Genomic DNA, 16981 nt, shown 5'->3' on the forward strand with positions numbered 1-16981 from the left:
TCGCTTCCAAGGACCCTTGTTTTTATTGATCAGACCACTGACAACGATATCGGGGTCAGCGGATTTCTTGGGCGCCGCCGACGTAGTTTGTCCAGCGCTTTGCACCAGTAGGGGGAGCGTGATCGTTCGACTGTTCGATGGCGCTGCAATGATAATGCAGACGATTATTGTGATACACCACCATTGATATCTAGCCATCACGTTGCCTCGTGAGTCGGTACGGTACCTACTGTATTTATTGAATCCGCCGGTGCTATGCTATTGTTTTAAATCATTTCCGAAGTGATGATGGACCGGATCATTTAAAGCGCTCGGCGCTCAAACAGTTCCGGATGGGCCTGCGGCTGCTGAGATTGTAAGTCTCGCCTTGCAGCACTTAGATAAGCAAAGATGTTTGGCAGCTTGATCGGCGCGACCAGGATTGGTTTGCCGTACAGCGCCGGGTTCAGCTGCTGCTCCACGCTCGCGAAATAGCTGTTGAGATCGAGAAACAGCCACCGCAGCGGGCGCGGCGGGAGAGAGAGATTGCTTTCGGTTGCAGGGGGAAAAGTTACGGAAGTTGCGGGTCTCGATTGCTTCTGCGCAACCGGCGCAAATGGCCCGACGGTGGCCTGGGGTTGGAGGACAGATTCGCCGTGGAACATACATGGAACATAGGCGATTTCGGGTGTATAGGAAAGAGGCGACCAGCGAACGGATCGCGCTGTCAGGCGTGGCTTGCCAAGGATCGACCGGCGGGGGATGATCCGCCTGTTGTTTGCCGATTTGGAGGGTGAGTCGATGGGGCATCGTGCAAAGATTGCGGCCTGTGCGCTGGCCGCGTTGATGACTTCGGTCGGCGTTTTGCCCGGTATCGTTGCAGCAGGTGCACAGACGCCTAAAGAACAGCTGCTCGTCCCGCCCGCCGATGCGCAGAAATACAAGCTCGTTTCGGCGGCAGGTGAACATGGCAGTGCGGCGGTGTGGCGGCTTGCTGACGGCAGCTATGCGGTGCGTGAGAGCATGAACCTGCGCGGGCAGATATTCGAGCAGGACGAAGTGATCCATTCCGGCCCGAACGGCCAGCCCGACCGGATTGTCATTCGCGGCTTCACGCCGAGCGGCGATTCGGCGGAAACCTTTTCGATCATGGGTGGCTTTGCCCGTTGGCAGTCACCGATCGACAAGGGCGAGGTGAAATACGACGGCAAGGCACAATATTCACCCTTTGGCGGGCCGTTCGCCGCCACTGCCTATGGCGCCGAGGCAATCATGAAAGCGCCGGGGCGGCAGATCAACTTGCTGCCCGGCGGTGTCGCGAGGCTCGAAAAGCTGGTCGATGTCGCGGTCGGCAACGGCGCGACTGCGAAGACCGTGACGGTGTGGACGCTTGAGGGTGTGTCGACCGAGCCGGTCCCGGTGGTGATGAACACCGATGGCAGCTTTTTCGGCTTCGTCAGCTTCATCGCGCTTCTGCCCGAGGCTTACATCGGCGACATGCTCAAGATTCAGAAGGCCCAGATCGACGCGCTCGCGGCGCGCAATCCGGCGTATAAGGAGCGCTTCGGCAAGGTCTCTTCCGTGCCGGTCGCCTTCACTCATGTGAAGCTGTTCGATGCGTTGACAGGGAAGTTCGTCGATGACCAGACGGTGATCGCTGACCAGGGCAAGATCGCCGCTGTCGGGGCATCGGCCACGGTGAAGCTGCCCGCCAATGCGCGCGTGATTGACGGCACCGGCAAGACGCTGTCCCCCGGCATCTGGGATGCGCACATGCATGTCGGCTCGGATTTGTCCGGGCTGCAATTGCTGTCGCAGGGAGCGACGAGCGCGCGCAATCCGGGCGCCGACATTCAGCCGACAGTGCTGCGCAACCAGCAGATCGCTGCGGGCAAATTGCTGTTCCCCACGGTCTATTCGTCGGTGCTGATCGACGGGAAGGGGCCGCTGCAGGCCCAGGGCGGGATCAGCGTCGGATCCGCGGAGGAAGCGGTCGCGGCGGTGCGTCGCGCGAAGGAAAGCGGCTTTACGGCCGTGAAATTCTACACCTCAATGAAACCCGAATGGTTGTGGGCCGGGATCAAGGAGGCCAAGACGCTCGGGCTTCACGTCCATGGGCACATTCCGGCGACGCTGCGCGCGACCGATGTGATCGCGGGCGGCTATGACGAGATCACTCACATCAATTTCGTAATGATGCAGGCGCTTCCCGATAGTGTGATCGCCATCAGCAACGGGATTGAGCGATTCAATGGCCCGGGCAAATACGCCAAGGACGTCGACCTGAACGCAGAACCAATGAAGTCGCTGATCAAGCTGATGGCGGCGAAGCAAACGGTGGTCGATCCGACAATCTCGACCTTCGAAAGTCTCTATGTTCCCGAAAATGGGGATCTGTCACCGGCCTATGCGCCCTTTGTCGGCACGTTGCCGCCCGCCGTGGAACGCGGCTTTCGCGCCGGTGGGTTCAAGCCGCCCGAAGGGGTGGCACGGGCGGATTGGCGGGCGAGCTTTGCCAAGATGATTGCGCTGGTAAAGGCGTTGCACGATGCCGGTGTGCCGATCGTGGCGGGCACCGATGGATCGGGGCTCGAGATCGTGCGCGAGCTGGAGCTGTATGTGCAGGCCGGTTTCAGCCCTGGCGAGGCGCTGCAGACCGCGACGATCGCGCCCGCACGGCTGGTGGGGGCGGACAAGGAAACGGGATCGATCAGCATCGGTAAGCAGGCCGATCTTGTGCTGGTCGACGGTGATGCGTCGAAGGACATTGGCGCTATGCGGCGGACGATCTGGGTAATGTCCGACGGGGCACTGATGAATGCTGACGAGCTGCGTGCGGCGGCGGGTTTTTCAGGGCGACCGAAGTGAAACGACGATTGGGGGACAGAGACAAGACGATGACCAAGATCACCACCTATGCTGAATTCTGGCCATTCTATCTGCGCGAGCATGCCAAGCCCGAAACGCGTACGCTGCATTATATCGGCACGGCGATGACGTTCGGCTTTGCCGCTATCGCGATCGTGCTTGGCGGATGGTGGTGGGCGCTGGTGCCGCTGGCGGGATACGGCATGGCCTGGCCAGCGCATTTTGCGGTCGAGAAGAACCGGCCCGCGACCTTCACTTATCCGCTTTGGTCGCTGGTCAGCGATTACCGGATGTTCTTCCTGTGGCTCACCGGACGGTTGCCGGCGCATCTGGCGGCGGCGGGCGTGGCAGTGAAGCAGCCGGCCTGAGGATCAGGCAGCGGCCGCCACGTCGGTTTGGATGAAATCATCGCCCTTGAAGAGTAACGGCTCGCCAGTGGCGCGTGACAGGGCGTAAGCGAAGCAATCGCCGAAATTCAGGTGCGCCGGGTGGCCGGAACCGCGACCGTAGCGACGATAGGCATCGTGACCAATGCGGGCCTGCTGCACATCGACCGGCATGATCTGCAATTCGGATCGTTCTGCGAGCTCCTTCAGCGCGCCATCGAGATCGGCTTTGCGCCGCGTCAGTACGGCGGCAATTTCGATCCACGATCCTGCCGAAACGCAGCATCGCTCGGCATCTACCATGGCCGACACAAAATCCAGCGCTTCGCCTTCGCCCAGCAGTATGGCCATGATGGCCGATGTGTCGACGATCATATCGGCAGGCCGTGCTCGTCGTAGATTTCGTCCATGATTTCCTTTGATGTTTTGCCGCGCCATTCCTCTGGCATCGTACGGCGAAAATCTTCGGCAATTTTCATGATGGCGGCGATTTTCGCCTCGCGCGCAGCCTCCCGCTCGCGGACTTCTCGTTCCAGCGCAGCCTTGATCACCCCGGTGACGGTTGTGTTGCGGGCCTTGGCCAGTTGCCGGGCCATGGCGATCGTTTCGGCATCCTTGATGTTAAGCTGGCTGGCCATTTCTACCTCCGCAACGCAAGGTTATACCCTTGGAGGCACGCCGCAACAATAGCGGGCATCGGAGCGCAAAGATTGACTCGCTTGCCGAGAGCGCCGGTCCGCGCCATTTATGGTTCATGACCATCATCCCCAACACGCTCGCACTGATCGGCAATACCCCGCTCGTTCGCCTCGCCGGCCCCAGCGCGGCCAGCGGTGGCGAGATTTTCGCCAAGTGCGAATTCGCCAACCCCGGTGCCTCGATCAAGGATCGCGCGGCGCTGTTCATCGTCGAGGATGCCGAGGCGAGGGGGGCGATCCAGTCCGGCGGGACCATTGTTGAGGGGACGGCGGGGAACACGGGCATCGGGCTGGCGCTGGTCGCCAATGCCAAGGGGTACAAGACGATCATCGTCATGCCCGACACCCAGAGCCAGGAGAAAATGGCGACGCTTCGCGCACTCGGTGCCGAACTGGTGCTGGTGCCGGCCGCGCCCTATTCGACTCCGTGTCATTTCGTGCACCAGTCGCGCCGGATCGCTGAGGAAACGCCCAATGCGGTGTGGGCCAACCAGTTCGACAATATCGCCAATCGCCGCGCCCACATCATGGGGACGGCGGAGGAGATCTGGGCGCAGATGGACGGCCGGATCGACGGCTTCACCTGCGCGGCGGGGACGGGCGGAACGATCGCCGGAGTCGGCATGGGGCTGAAAAGCAAGGACGAACGCGTGACGATCGCGCTCACCGATCCGCATGGCGCGGCGCTGTATGAATATTACGCGCATGGCGAGCTGAAATCCGAAGGATCCTCGGTTGCCGAGGGGATCGGGCAGGGGCGGATCACTGCCAATCTGGAAGGCGCGCCGATCGATACCCAGTACCGTATTTCGGATGCCGAAGGCTATGAATGGATGGGGCGGTTGCTTGATGAGGAGGGGCTGTGCCTTGGCCTTTCATCGGGCATCAATGTGGCGGGCGCTGTACGGCTGGCGCAGGATCTCGGGCCGGGCAAGCGCGTGGTGACGATATTGTGCGACACCGGCTTTCGCTATCTATCGACGCTCTATAACCCGGCATGGCTCGCGGCGAAGGGGCTGGCGCGGGCGGAAGCGGTGCCGGCATAGGACAATGGCGCTGCGCGCGCCGGTTCGACAAAAGCGTTGCAAGCCGCTAAATCGATAGTCGAAGCCATGAAAACCAGCCTGGAACCATCCCAGACAATCCAGCGCGTGAAGGTCGGCATGACCGGCCTGGCGTTTGTCATGCTGCTCATCGGGCTCGCCAGCGCGATCTTCAGTTCCGCCAGCCGCGAACCCGTGCCCGCCACTGCGGCCGATGGTGCCAAGCCCGACTTGATCGCCAACCTGGCTGCAGTGCCATTGAACGAGACCGAAACGGTGCAGGAACCGTTGGCAGAGCTGGGCGTCGCCCCGAGTACAGCCACCGAGGCTAGTAACCAGGCGGCCACCACCACGCCGCGATAAGGGCGAATGGCCTCCCATTCGGGATGGCACCGGATCGGTTGGGGAAACTGCCCCACTAGCGTCCTTCACTGTGACATCGGCCGTGTTTTGCGCGATTCTTCCGTTGCCTTAACCAAGCGAATATCGAACAAATCAAGTACAAGATGAGTATCGACGACCGATCTTCACGAGAGTTCCCGCAATTACGTAGTTCTCACCCGCTCATTTCCCTAATTTCCCGTTGCATCCCCAAATCTCCCGCGATAGACCATGGTTAACAGGGGCGGGCTCTCTTGTTGATGATTTGCGAGTCTGCGGGCGGCGATGGGCCGTTTCGCGGAACTGGAGAGCTTTGCGCGCCACGAATGAGGTGGGCGTGTCGATCAGGGGTATCTATCAGGGCTATGCGCTGCAGCAGGTCGACGACAAGGGTCGCGTTGCGATCCCCGCGTCGCTGCGCGCCACCCTGGTTGCCCGGAGCGCGCGCGAGATGGACCCCAAGGAAGCCGCGCAGATCGTGATCGCGCAGCACGAAAGCGATACGTGCCTCGTCGCTTATGATGTGCCCCAGGGCGAAGCGCGGTTCGCTGAACTGGAAGCGCGCGCGCGGGCCCATGCCGGGCCGGACGGGGCCCCCAACGATCAGATCCTGCGGCGCGGCATGGCCTGGGATACGGTGTCGTTCGACTCGAGCGGGCGGTTCATCTTCCCGAGCTTTCCCCGCAAGCGCGCGAAGATCGGCAAATATGCCTTTTTCTACGGGCTCGGCAGCCATTTCGAAATCTGGGACCCCGCCCAGGTCTTCGCCTCTTCCCGCGCCGATACCACGATGCGCGAAATGGTGACCCATTTCCTTGAAGAGCGGGGTGAGCAGCTGTGAATGTCCCGCATGTGCCCGTCCTTCTCGATGAAGTGATCAGCGCGCTGGCGATCGCGCCGGGCGAAATTCATGTCGACGCGACCTTTGGCGCTGGCGGCTATACCCGGGCGATGCTGGCGGGCGGCGCGCAGGTGATTGCGTTCGATCGCGATCCCGACGCGATTGCCGGTGGTGCAGCGCTGGTCGAGGAATCGGCGGGCGCGCTGCGGCTGATTCATGCCGTTTTCTCCGCCATCGAGGCCGAGCTTGAGCAACGCGACGCCGTGCCGGTCGACGGTGTGGTCATGGATATCGGCGTGTCGTCGATGCAGCTCGATCAACCCGCCCGCGGCTTTTCGTTCCAGGCCGAAGGGCCGCTCGACATGCGGATGAGCCAGTCAGGCACCAGCGCGGCCGAGTTTCTGAACGAGGCTGACGAGGAAGAGATCGCGGATATCCTGTACCAGTTCGGCCAGGAACCGCGCGCCCGCCGCGTTGCTCGTGCGATCGTCGCTGCCCGCCCGCTCACGACGACGACAGAGCTGGCCAACGTCGTGCGGCGTGCGCTTGGTTATCGCCCGCATGACAAAAAGGATCCGTCTACCCGCACCTTCCAGGCGATCCGCATTCATCTGAACCGCGAGCTTGATGAGCTGGCCGACGGGCTCGTGGCGGCGGAGCGCGTGCTGAAGCCCGGCGGGCGGTTGGCGGTGGTGACGTTTCACAGCCTTGAGGACCGGCTGGTGAAGCGGTTCTTTCGCGAGCGCAGCGGCGGCACCCCCGGCGGATCGCGGCACTTGCCGCAGGTCGCGGCAAAGGCCGATCCGAGTTTCGAAGCCGTCGGCCGCGCGGTGCGCGCCGGCGAGGAGGAGATTGCCCGCAATCCGCGGGCGCGTTCAGCAACATTGCGGGTGGCAAAGCGGACGAGCGCTGCGCCCTGGCCAGTAGGAGAAGCGTAATGACGGCAGCATATCGGTTGCGGGGTTTGGGCTGGTTCCTGAGCGGGGTGATCATCGTGCTCGGCTTCTATCTCGTGTCGCTGCAGGTGGCGGCCGAGCGTAAAAAAGTGGCCGACATGGATCGCAAGATCATGCTCGCCAAGCGCGAGATCCGCGCGCTGGAAACCGAGTTCGATACCCGCGCCAATCTGGCCCAGCTCGCCCGCTGGAACGGCGAGATTTTTGCGTTGACCGTCCCCGCCAGCGAGCAGTTCGTGGCCGATGAAGCTGCCCTCGCCACAATCGATCTGGATGGGCCGATTGGGGAGGCGCCGCGCGCGCAGGTCGCCGCGTACATTGTGCCTGCCGCACCGCGGGCGCTCGACGTGATCACGCCCGCCCCCGCGCCGGTGGCACCGCAGCCCGCCGCGCCATCGGCCGCCCCCGCTATCCGCCCGGTCCGCGCGGTACTGGCCAGTGCCGCCGCCGTGCAGGCGCATCCTGGCGGCCAACGGGGCGCAGCGATTGCGATGCTCGATCGCAAGCTGCTGAGCGATTCGACGATCGGTGATCTGATGAACCGGGCCCGCGCCGAAGCCGTGGGCAGCCGTTGACCGTCCTGGTCGCCAGACCCGTCGCACCAAAGCGGCTGACCGGCGCGCGCCACCCCATGGCGACGATTGCGCCGGTGCGCCTGATGATCCTGATGCTGCTGATCAGCGCCGGGGTGATGATGATCCTGCTGCGGCTGACGTTTCTGGCGGTGTTCGCCGAACCGGCGACGACGCGCGATGGCGCTGCCGCGCTCGTGCCGCTGCGCGGCGACATCGTCGATCGCAACGGTGCACCGCTAGCCCGTACCATCGATGCCTGGTCGATCGGCATTCACCCCAACAAGCTGGTCAACGATCCCGAAGATCTGGCGCCAAAGCTCGCCGCGCTGATGCCTGAGCATGACAGTGGCTGGTATCTCGCCAAGCTGCGGTCGGGCGCGAAGTTTTTTTATCTGCAACGCCGGGCGATGCCCGAACTCGTGAAGGCGGTGAACGCGCTCGGTGAGCCTGCGGTTGATTTTGCGCGCGAACCCGAGCGACTCTATCCGCAGTCGAGCATGGCCGCGCACGCCATCGGCTTTCTTGATCCCAATGGCGCCGGGGTCAGCGGGATGGAGCGCGTCCTTGAGGCGCGACTGACCGATCCGATCGAACGGTCGAAACCGGTTGCACTTTCGATCGACGCACGCGTCCAGGCCGCATTTGAAAGCGAGCTTGGCAACGCGATGCTGTCTTTCAAGGCGAAGGGCGCGGCCGGTGTGATGCTCGACGCCGATACGGGCGAAATTATCGCGATGGTATCGATGCCGATGTACAATCCTAACCAGTTGCGCGGCGCGTCAAAGGACGGGATGCGTAACAACGTCACTCAATCGGTCTATGAACTCGGTTCGACGTTCAAACCGATCACGATGGCAGCGGCGATCGACAGCGGCGTTGTAACATCGATGTCGCGGCGGTTCGATGCGCGTGAGCCGCTCAAGATCGGGCGGTTTCAGATCAAGGATGATCATCCGCAGCGCCGCTATCTCGATATTCCGGAAACCTTGGTGCACTCATCCAACATTGTCACCGCGCGGATCGCCGATGAGCTGGGCGCCGCGCGGATGCAGGCCATGTTCCGGCGGCTGGGCTTTGATACGCGCCCCGATATCGAACTGCGCGAGAAGCAGCGCTCGATCTGGCCGCATTATTGGGGCCGGGTAACGGTGATGACCAGCGGCTATGGTCACGGCATCGCGGTGACGCCGCTCCATTTGGCGAGTGCCTATGCCGCGCTCGTCAATGGCGGCATCTGGCGTCCGGCGACCTTGTTACGGGTCGAGTCTGGCAAGGCGAGCAGTGGCCGCCGCGTGCTTGCGCAATCGACGAGTGATCGGATGCGGCAATTGCTCCGCCTTGTGGTGCTCGACGGCACGGGGCGCAAAGGCGAGGCGCCCGGCTACCGCGTTGGGGGCAAAACGGGCACTGCTGAAATTGCAATGAAGAGCGGCTATTCGCGGAGTCGCAATGTTTCCACCTTCGCCGCTGCCTTTCCCATGGATGCACCCCGTTACGTGGTGATCGCCATGCTCGATTCGCCCGTCGCCAATGCGCAATCGCAAGGGCAGACGACGGCGGCGTGGACGGTCGCGCCGGTCGTCAGCCGCGTCATCGCCCGGACGGGACAAATGCTTGGCGTGATGCCCGATATGCGCCGTGACGTGGACGTATCCGATCTCACCCCGCTGCTCTGGCACGCACCGGGCGAATCGACGACGGACCCCGAATGAAGCTGGGCGCGCTCATTGGCGGTGATGAGACGCAGACCGTGACCGGGTTTGCGATTGACCACCGCAAGGTCGCGCCCGGTACGATCTTCGGCGCGTTCGAAGGCATGCGCCTGAATGGCGAGGATTTCATCGAAGCGGCGATTGTCAGCGGCGCGATTGCCGTGGTGGCGCGGCCGGGCGTGGCCGTGACCGGTGCGTGCCATATTGCCAGTGACAATCCCCGCGCGGCATTTGCAGCGCTGGCGGCAAAGTTCTTCGCACCTTTTCCCGAAACTGCGGTCGCCGTCACCGGCACCAATGGCAAGACATCGACGGTTGAGATGACGCGCCAACTGTGGCGGATGTTTGGGCACCATGCCGCCTCGATCGGCACGTTGGGCGTCACCACCGCGAATGACAGTGTGACGACCGGGCTGACTACGCCCGATATCGTCACTTTCCTGTCCAATGTCGGTGGGCTGGCGCGCGAGGGTGTGACGCATCTGGCGTTTGAGGCATCGAGCCATGGCCTGTCGCAATATCGCACCGAGGGCTTGCCGGTGCAGGCGGCGGCGTTCACCAATCTAAGCCGCGATCACCTCGATTATCATCGCGACATGGCGGATTATTTTACCGCGAAGATGCGGCTCTTTACCGATATTCTTGCTCCCACAGGCACTGCCGTGGTGTGGGCCGATGACGAATATTCGCCCCGCGTGATCGATCTGGCGCGTGAACGCGGCAACCGCGTGATCACGGTGGGTGAGCAGGGCGAAACCTTGCGACTGGTCGGCCGCGAGCCGAGCCTGTTGGGGCAGGGGCTGACGATCGAAGCGGATGGCCAGCGCCACAAGGTAAACCTGCCGCTGATCGGTGCCTATCAGGCCGCCAACGCGCTGACCGCGGCGGGGCTGGTGATCGCCACGGGCGGTGAGGTGGCGCCAACGCTGGCGGCGCTCGCGCGGTTGCAGCCGGTGCGCGGGCGGCTGGAGCGCGCGGTGATTAGTCGCCAGGGCGCGCCGGTCTATGTCGATTATGCCCACACGCCCGACGCGATCGAGGCGGCGATTGCGGCGCTGAAGCCGCATGCATCGGGCAAGCTGATCGTCTTGATTGGGGCGGGGGGCGATCGGGATTCGGGCAAGCGCGCGCCCATGGGGGCGGTGGCGTCGGGTCTTGCCGACCTCGTCATCGTGACGGACGATAATCCGCGTAGCGAGGATCCCGCGACGATCCGTGCGCAGGTGATGGCAGGGGCGCCGGGCGCGACCGAAGTCGCCGGGCGGCGCGAGGCGATTGCTGCTGCGATCGCTGCCGCTGGACCAGGCGATATCGTGTTGCTGACGGGCAAGGGGCACGAACAGGGCCAGATCGTCGGCGACATGGTGCTGCCGTTCGATGACGTCAGCGTCGCGCGGGAATGTGTGGCATGAGCGGGCTTTGGACATCGGATGCGATTGCGACCGCCACTGGTGGCACCGCCTCTGCACCGTTTGACGCGACAGGCGTCACCTTCGATTCCCGCGAAGTCGGCCCCGGCGACCTGTTCATCGCACTGAAGGGGGAGGCGACCGACGGTCACCGCTTCCTCGACCAGGCATTTGCTCGCGGTGCGGCGGGCGCGATCGTCAGCACGCCGACCGAGCACCCCCATGTGCTCGTCGCCGATACGATGGCCGCGCTTGAGGCGCTGGGTGTTGCCGCACGAGCGCGCACCGATGCGACGATCATCGGCGTCACTGGATCGGTGGGCAAGACGGGCACCAAGGAAGCGCTGTTCGCCGCACTCGATCGCAGCGCGCCGGGGAAGGTCCACCGGTCGGTCAAAAGCTATAACAACCATACCGGCGTGCCGCTCAGCTTGGCGCGGATGCCCGCCGATTGCCGCTATGCCGTGCTCGAAATGGGGATGAATCATGCGGGCGAGCTCGCCGCGCTGACGCGCTTTGTGCGGCCGCATGTGGCGATCATCACTAATGTCGGCCCGGTGCATATCGAGTTTTTCAAAGACGAGGCCGGCATTGCCGATGCGAAGGCCGAGATATTTCAGGGGCTCGAAGCCGGTGGCACCGCGATCATCCCGTTCGATAATGTCCATCGCGATCGGCTCGTGAAGGCGGCGAAAAAGGAGGGCGCCCGGATCGTCACCTTTGGCCGCGGCGACGGGGCCGATGTTCGAGCGCTTGAAGCGATGCGGACGCAGACCGGGGGCACTTTCGTCACCGCTCGGCTGGTGTCGCGTGAACTGAGCTTTACGATTGGCCAGCCGGGTGATCATCTCGTTTCCAATTCGCTCGCGGTGCTGGCGGCAGTTGAAGCGGCAGGGGCGGATGTGGCGCTGGCAGGGCTTGGGCTGGCGGATCTCGGCGGGCTGCCGGGGCGGGGCGCGCGCTTCCTGACGGCGGTGCCCGGCGGCGCGGCGCTGGTGATTGACGAAAGCTACAACGCCAATCCGTCATCGATGCGCGCAACGCTGGCGGTGTTGGCGGCCGAACCTGCACCGCGCAAGATCGCGCTGCTCGGCCAAATGGGGGAACTCGGCGTTGATGGTCCCGCCTTTCATGCCGGCCTCGCCGCACCGGTGATCGACGCCGGTGTGACATTGGCGATCCTGGTGGGGGAGGGCATGGCCGCGCTCGCAATCGCGCTTGAGGGGAGGGTCGATTTCGTCCATGTGCCCGATGCCGCAACCGCGTTGGCGCACCTGAAAACGGTGCTGTCGGCGGGTGATGCGGTTCTCATCAAGGGATCGAACAGCGTGGGGCTGATGACAGTGGTCACGGCGCTGGGGGGCGAAAAACCATAATGCTGTATTTCATCGCGGAATATCTCGGCTTTCCTGGCGTTCTTAATCTGGTGCGCTACCTCAGTTTTCGCAGCGGCGGGGCGGTGGCCACGGCCTTGGTGATCGGGCTGATCATCGGCCCGCGTTTCATCGGCTGGCTGCGCGTTCGGCAGGGCAAGGGGCAACCGATCCGCGCCGATGGCCCCCAAACCCACCTCGCCAAGCGCGGCACGCCGACGATGGGCGGGCTGATGATCCTGACGAGCATGGCGATCTCGATCCTGCTCTGGATGGATCTGACCAACCCCTTCGTCTGGGCATGCCTGTTCGTGACATTGGGCTTCGGCGTGATCGGGTTCCTCGACGATTATGACAAGGTGCGCAAAGCAAGCACCGCCGGCATTTCAGGGCGGATGCGGCTGCTGGGCGAATTCGCGATTGCCGGGGTCGCCAGCTGGATCATCACCCAACAGAACGGCACGCAGCTGTACCTGCCATTCTACAGCGGATCGGTGATCGATCTGGGCTATTTCTACATTCTGTTCGCCGCGTTCACGATCGTGGCGTTCGGCAATGCCGTGAACCTGACCGACGGGCTCGATGGCCTCGCGACGATGCCGGTGATCATCGCCGCCGTCGCCTTCATGCTGATCGCCTATCTCGCGGGCAATGCAAAGTTCGCCGAGTATCTCGGCATCCCACACGTGCCGCGCGCCGGCGACATGGCGATCTTCTGCGGCGCGATGGTGGGTGCGGGGCTGGCGTTCCTGTGGTTCAATGCGCCGCCGGCAGCGGTGTTCATGGGCGATACCGGCAGCCTGGCGCTGGGCGGCGCGCTCGGCGCGATTTCGGTCGTTGCGCATCACGAAATCGTGCTCGGCATCATCGGCGGGCTGTTCGTGGTCGAGGCGATGAGCGTGATCATCCAGGTGTTCTTCTACAAGCGCACCGGCAAGCGTGTGTTCCGCATGGCGCCGATTCACCACCATTTCGAACAATTGGGCTGGGCCGAGGCGACGGTGGTGATCCGCTTCTGGATCATCGCGATCGTGCTCGCGCTCGCCGGCCTGTCGACGCTGAAATTGCGGTGATCACCAGTAGCACCTGGCGCGGCAAACGCTTCGCGGTGCTTGGACTGGCGCGCTCGGGTGCGGCAACGGTGCGTGCGCTCGATGCTGCCGGGGCAGAGGTTGTTGCTTGGGACAATGATGGGGTGCGGCGCGCTGGCATTGAAACCAGCAATGTGGCGGTTTCAAATCTTGATGAAATGCCAATTGCCGATTTCGACGCTCTCGTCCTCTCGCCCGGCGTGCCGCTCAACACCCACCCGATCGCGGCCAAGGCGCGCGCAGCGGGCGTGCCGATCATCGGCGACATCGAATTGTTCGCGCAGGCCCGCGCTGAGCTGCCGCCGCACAAGGTGGTCGGCATCACTGGTACCAACGGCAAATCGACCACCACGGCGCTGATCAAGCACATCATCGAGACGGCGGACGTGCCCGTGCTGATGGGCGGCAATATCGGCCTGCCGATCCTTGAACAGGCACCGCTGCTCGAAGGTGGTGTCTATGTGCTCGAACTGTCGAGCTATCAGATCGATCTGACCCAAAGCCTCGACTGCGATGTCGCGGTGCTGCTCAACATCACGCCCGATCATCTCGATCGCTATGACGGGTTCGATGCCTATGCCGCCGCCAAGGCGCGGTTGTTCGAGATGCAATCGCCGCAGCACGACGCGATCGTCTCGATCTTCGATGCGCCGTCCGCCGCGATCGCGCGCAGCTTATCAGGGCGCGGCGAGCATCTGACCAAGATCGCGCCCGGTTTCTGCATGGATCAATCGCGGTGGCCGTCGCTGCAAGGGCCGCACAACGCCCAGAATGCGCTCGCCGCAATCAATGCCTGCGAGGCGCTGGGCATCCCGAATTCAGCTATCGATGCTGGCCTTGCGAGCTTTCGCGGGCTGCCGCACCGGATGGAAACCGTCGCGGTCAAAAACGGCGTGCGCTTCGTGAACGACAGCAAGGCGACCAACCCCGAAAGTGCCGCCCCGGCGCTCGCGGCGTTCGACGGCATTCACTGGATTCTCGGTGGGCAGGCGAAATCGCCATCACTGGAGGCATGCCGCCCCGGCTTCGGCCATGTCCGCGCGGCTTATACGATTGGCGCTGCGGGCCAGCAGTTCCGCGACCTGCTGACGGGTACAATGCCGGTTACCTATTGCGAAACGCTGGAGCGTGCCGTTGTCAGTGCAGCTGGCGCGGCGCAGACAGGGGAGACGGTGCTGCTCTCCCCGGCTTGCGCTTCGTTCGATCAGTTTCGTGATTTCGAGGCACGGGGCGATGCGTTCCGGGTCGCAGTGGAGGCTCTGCCATGAGCGATGCCATGACCGAAGCTGTATCCCGTCCCGGCGCCGATCAACGCCGTGCGCTATGGGCCAGCGTCAAGCCACGCGGCGGGCGCGGGGATCGCACGCCGCTGGGCATGTGGTTCTGGGATATCGACCGGGTGCTGCTGTTGCTGGCACTGCTGCTGATGGCCATCGGCCTGCTCGCGGTGGCGGCGGCGAGCCCGGCATCGGCGGTTCGCTATTCGGGCGAGAAGGTGCATTTCGCGCCGCTCCATTATTTCTGGCGGCAGGTGATGTGGGTGGGCGTGTCGCTGCCGGTGATGTTCCTGGTATCGATGCTGCCTGTCTCATTGGCGCGGCGGATGGCGCTGATCGGGGCGGGCGTGTTCATCGTGTTGCTGGCCGCGGTGCCCTTTGTTGGCGTCGAGCATAATGGCGCGCGGCGCTGGATCGGGCTGGGCATTGCCGAGTTCCAGCCGTCGGAGTTTTTGAAGCCGTTCTTCATCGTTGCAACCGCCTGGCTGCTGTCGCTGCGCACAAAGGAAGCCGATTTGCCGGTGGTACCGATTACCACGGCGCTGACTGCTGTCGTCGCTTGCCTGCTGATGATGCAGCCCGATTTCGGCCAGACGATCATCTTTTGCGTCATCTGGCTGGCGTTGTTGATGATCGCGGGTACGCCCGTCCGCGTGCTTGGCGGGTTTCTCGCGGCGGTGCCGGTGGGGCTGATCGCGGCGTATCTGTTTTACGATACTGCGCGCATCCGCATCGACGCGTTTCTGTCGCGCGGCGACAACAGCGGCGCGAGCGACCATTACCAGACCGACATGGCCTATGCGACGCTCACAGCAGGCGGCGCGACCGGAACGGGACCTGGCGGCGGCGCGATGAAGTTTCGCCTGCCCGAAGCGCATACCGATTATATCTTTTCGGTGATCGGTGAGGAATTCGGACTGATCGCATGCGCGGTGATCGCGCTGCTGTTTCTGGCGATTGTCGTGCGCGTGTTCGTGAAACTGCTCGACGAGCCCGATCCGTTCCGGATGCTCGCCGCTGCCGGCCTCGCCACGCAATTCGGTGCGCAGGCGCTGGTCAGCATGGCGGTAAACACCGGGCTTGCCCCGTCAAAGGGCATGACCTTGCCGTTCATCAGCTATGGCGGATCGTCGATGATCGCGCTGTCGATCGGAATGGGCTTGCTGCTGGCGTTCACACGGCGCAATCCGTTCCTGACGCGATCTCCCTATGTCGTCCGGTGGAGCGGCCAATGAGCAAAGCACGCCATTTCGTTCTCGCAGCAGGTGGCACCGGCGGGCATATGGTGCCTGCCGCCGCGCTAGCGGCCGAGCTGATCAAGCGCGGACACAGCGTCGCGCTGGTGAGTGATGAACGCGGCGTGCGCTTTCCCGGACTGTTCGACGGCATTGAAACGCATATCCTGCCCGCCGGGCGGCTTGCGGGTGGCCCGATCGGCTGGGCGCGCGCGGGCGTGAACATGCTGCGCGGGCGGAGCATGGCGATCGGCCTGTTCCGCAAGCATCGCCCCGCCGCCGTCATCGGCTTTGGCGGCTATCCGGCTTTCCCGACGCTGTTGGGCGCCTTTGCGCAGAATATTCCAACCGCGGTGCACGAACAGAACGCGGTGCTTGGCCGGGTGAACCGGCTGGTCGCGGGCAGGGTACATGCGATTGCGACGTCCTATCCCGATGTCGAGCGGCTGAAGGACAGCTGGCGCGGTAAGACGCATCTGGTGGGCAACCCTGTGCGCGATGTGGTGTTGGCGCTGCGCACGCGGCCTTATCCGTTGCTCGAGGAGGACGGCATTTTCCGCATACTTGTGACCGGCGGCAGCCAGGGCGCGAGCGTGTTGAGCCAGGTCGTGCCGGACGGCCTCGCACTGCTGCCGATCAGCTTTCGTCGGCGGTTGCAGGTGACTCATCAGGCGCGGCTGGAGGATATCGATCAGGTCCGCGCCAAATATGCCGAGCTTTCGATTGCGGCCGAGCTCGCCACCTATTTGCCCGATCTGCCCGAGCAACTCGCCTGGGCACATCTGGTGATCGCGCGCGCTGGCGCATCGACCCTGGCCGAACTGACCGCCGCAGGCCGCCCCGCGATCCTGGTGCCGCTTCCCAGCGCGACCGATGATCACCAGACCGCCAATGCGCGCGAAATGACGATGGCGGGGGGGGCGCGCACGATCGATCAGCGCGCCTTCACCCCGATTGAACTTGCCAAGCAGATGCAGAAGCTGGGGCTTGATCCGGCCGCGCTGCAGAACGCCGCCGGTCGCGCGCGCGCCTGTGGCCGGCCCGATGCGACGCGCGATCTGGCCGATCTGGTCGAAAGCTTGGATGCGCCGAAGAGCGACATCATGGTCGGCCTGAACCGCCCGATCAAATTCGGGGATCAGGCGGCCTATGCGTAA

Annotated in this window: 18 protein-coding genes; 14 read left to right on the top strand and 4 right to left on the bottom strand. The window is 63.6% G+C overall.

The window, feature by feature from the left end:
* Together B7Y49_RS04780 and B7Y49_RS04785 are read right to left on the bottom strand one after the other, a co-directional pair.
* Nucleotides 1-198: hypothetical protein (locus tag B7Y49_RS04780; protein ID WP_374126433.1), on the bottom strand; the 198-nt coding region annotated here is incomplete at its 3' end.
* Between the two features lie 104 nt (nucleotides 199-302).
* Nucleotides 303-644 (bottom strand): hypothetical protein, encoded by a 342-nt coding sequence (locus B7Y49_RS04785; RefSeq protein WP_374126434.1) that lies wholly within the window; start codon nucleotides 642-644, stop codon nucleotides 303-305.
* A gap of 97 nt (nucleotides 645-741) precedes the next feature.
* Between B7Y49_RS04785 and B7Y49_RS04790 the strand changes: the two genes are divergently transcribed.
* A complete protein-coding gene (locus B7Y49_RS04790; RefSeq protein WP_374126435.1) occupies nucleotides 742-2847 on the top strand; it encodes an amidohydrolase family protein in 2106 nt (701 codons plus the stop codon).
* Between the two features lie 29 nt (nucleotides 2848-2876).
* Nucleotides 2877-3215 (top strand): DUF962 domain-containing protein, encoded by a 339-nt coding sequence (locus tag B7Y49_RS04795; RefSeq protein ID WP_374126436.1) that lies wholly within the window; start codon nucleotides 2877-2879, stop codon nucleotides 3213-3215.
* A gap of 3 nt (nucleotides 3216-3218) precedes the next feature.
* On the opposite strand, the gene B7Y49_RS04800 is transcribed toward B7Y49_RS04795, so the two are convergent.
* Both B7Y49_RS04800 and B7Y49_RS04805 read right to left on the bottom strand, forming a co-directional pair.
* Entirely contained in the window at nucleotides 3219-3608 is a 390-nt protein-coding gene (locus B7Y49_RS04800; RefSeq protein ID WP_374126437.1) for a type II toxin-antitoxin system VapC family toxin, read from the bottom strand.
* Entirely contained in the window at nucleotides 3605-3871 is a 267-nt protein-coding gene (locus B7Y49_RS04805; RefSeq protein ID WP_374126438.1) for a type II toxin-antitoxin system VapB family antitoxin, read from the bottom strand. The genes B7Y49_RS04800 and B7Y49_RS04805 overlap by 4 nt, the downstream gene beginning before the upstream one ends.
* Nucleotides 3872-3987: 116 nt before the next feature.
* On the opposite strand from B7Y49_RS04805, the gene B7Y49_RS04810 reads away from it, so the two are divergent.
* The 12 genes from B7Y49_RS04810 (at nucleotide 3988) to murG (ending at nucleotide 16981) form a co-directional block, all read left to right on the top strand.
* Nucleotides 3988-4977 carry a cysteine synthase A gene (locus tag B7Y49_RS04810; protein ID WP_374126439.1) on the top strand — a complete coding sequence of 330 codons (990 nt, stop codon included), beginning with the start codon at nucleotides 3988-3990 and terminating at the stop codon, nucleotides 4975-4977.
* 66 nt (nucleotides 4978-5043) lie between these two features.
* A complete protein-coding gene (locus B7Y49_RS04815; RefSeq protein ID WP_374126440.1) occupies nucleotides 5044-5337 on the top strand; it encodes a hypothetical protein in 294 nt (97 codons plus the stop codon).
* Between the two features lie 355 nt (nucleotides 5338-5692).
* Entirely contained in the window at nucleotides 5693-6196 is a 504-nt protein-coding gene (locus B7Y49_RS04820; RefSeq protein ID WP_374126441.1) for a division/cell wall cluster transcriptional repressor MraZ, read from the top strand.
* An 11-nt stretch (nucleotides 6197-6207) separates the two neighbouring features.
* Complete coding sequence (gene rsmH, locus B7Y49_RS04825; protein ID WP_374126442.1) at nucleotides 6208-7134, top strand: 16S rRNA (cytosine(1402)-N(4))-methyltransferase RsmH; 927 nt, start codon at nucleotides 6208-6210, stop codon at nucleotides 7132-7134.
* Nucleotides 7134-7727 carry a hypothetical protein gene (locus tag B7Y49_RS04830; RefSeq protein WP_374126443.1) on the top strand — a complete coding sequence of 198 codons (594 nt, stop codon included), beginning with the start codon at nucleotides 7134-7136 and terminating at the stop codon, nucleotides 7725-7727. Before rsmH ends, B7Y49_RS04830 begins: the two co-directional genes overlap by 1 nt.
* Nucleotides 7724-9439, top strand: a complete 1716-nt coding sequence (locus B7Y49_RS04835; RefSeq protein WP_374126444.1) for a penicillin-binding protein 2 — start codon at nucleotides 7724-7726, stop codon at nucleotides 9437-9439. Before B7Y49_RS04830 ends, B7Y49_RS04835 begins: the two co-directional genes overlap by 4 nt.
* Nucleotides 9436-10851 (top strand): Mur ligase family protein, encoded by a 1416-nt coding sequence (locus B7Y49_RS04840; RefSeq protein ID WP_374126445.1) that lies wholly within the window; start codon nucleotides 9436-9438, stop codon nucleotides 10849-10851. The genes B7Y49_RS04835 and B7Y49_RS04840 overlap by 4 nt, the downstream gene beginning before the upstream one ends.
* Nucleotides 10848-12224: a UDP-N-acetylmuramoyl-tripeptide--D-alanyl-D-alanine ligase gene (gene murF, locus B7Y49_RS04845; RefSeq protein ID WP_374126446.1), complete on the top strand. Its 1377-nt coding sequence runs from the start codon at nucleotides 10848-10850 to the stop codon at nucleotides 12222-12224. The genes B7Y49_RS04840 and murF overlap by 4 nt, the downstream gene beginning before the upstream one ends.
* Nucleotides 12224-13294 (top strand): phospho-N-acetylmuramoyl-pentapeptide-transferase, encoded by a 1071-nt coding sequence (mraY, locus tag B7Y49_RS04850; RefSeq protein WP_374126447.1) that lies wholly within the window; start codon nucleotides 12224-12226, stop codon nucleotides 13292-13294. Before murF ends, mraY begins: the two co-directional genes overlap by 1 nt.
* Nucleotides 13291-14580, top strand: a complete 1290-nt coding sequence (gene murD, locus B7Y49_RS04855) for a UDP-N-acetylmuramoyl-L-alanine--D-glutamate ligase (RefSeq protein ID WP_374126448.1) — start codon at nucleotides 13291-13293, stop codon at nucleotides 14578-14580. The genes mraY and murD overlap by 4 nt, the downstream gene beginning before the upstream one ends.
* Complete coding sequence (locus B7Y49_RS04860) at nucleotides 14577-15824, top strand: FtsW/RodA/SpoVE family cell cycle protein (RefSeq protein WP_374126449.1); 1248 nt, start codon at nucleotides 14577-14579, stop codon at nucleotides 15822-15824. The genes murD and B7Y49_RS04860 overlap by 4 nt, the downstream gene beginning before the upstream one ends.
* Entirely contained in the window at nucleotides 15821-16981 is a 1161-nt protein-coding gene (murG, locus tag B7Y49_RS04865; RefSeq protein WP_374126450.1) for a UDP-N-acetylglucosamine--N-acetylmuramyl-(pentapeptide) pyrophosphoryl-undecaprenol N-acetylglucosamine transferase, read from the top strand. The genes B7Y49_RS04860 and murG overlap by 4 nt, the downstream gene beginning before the upstream one ends.

The organism is Sphingomonas sp. 28-62-11, from assembly GCF_002278865.1.
Taxonomy (GTDB): Bacteria; Pseudomonadota; Alphaproteobacteria; order Sphingomonadales; family Sphingomonadaceae; genus Sphingomonas.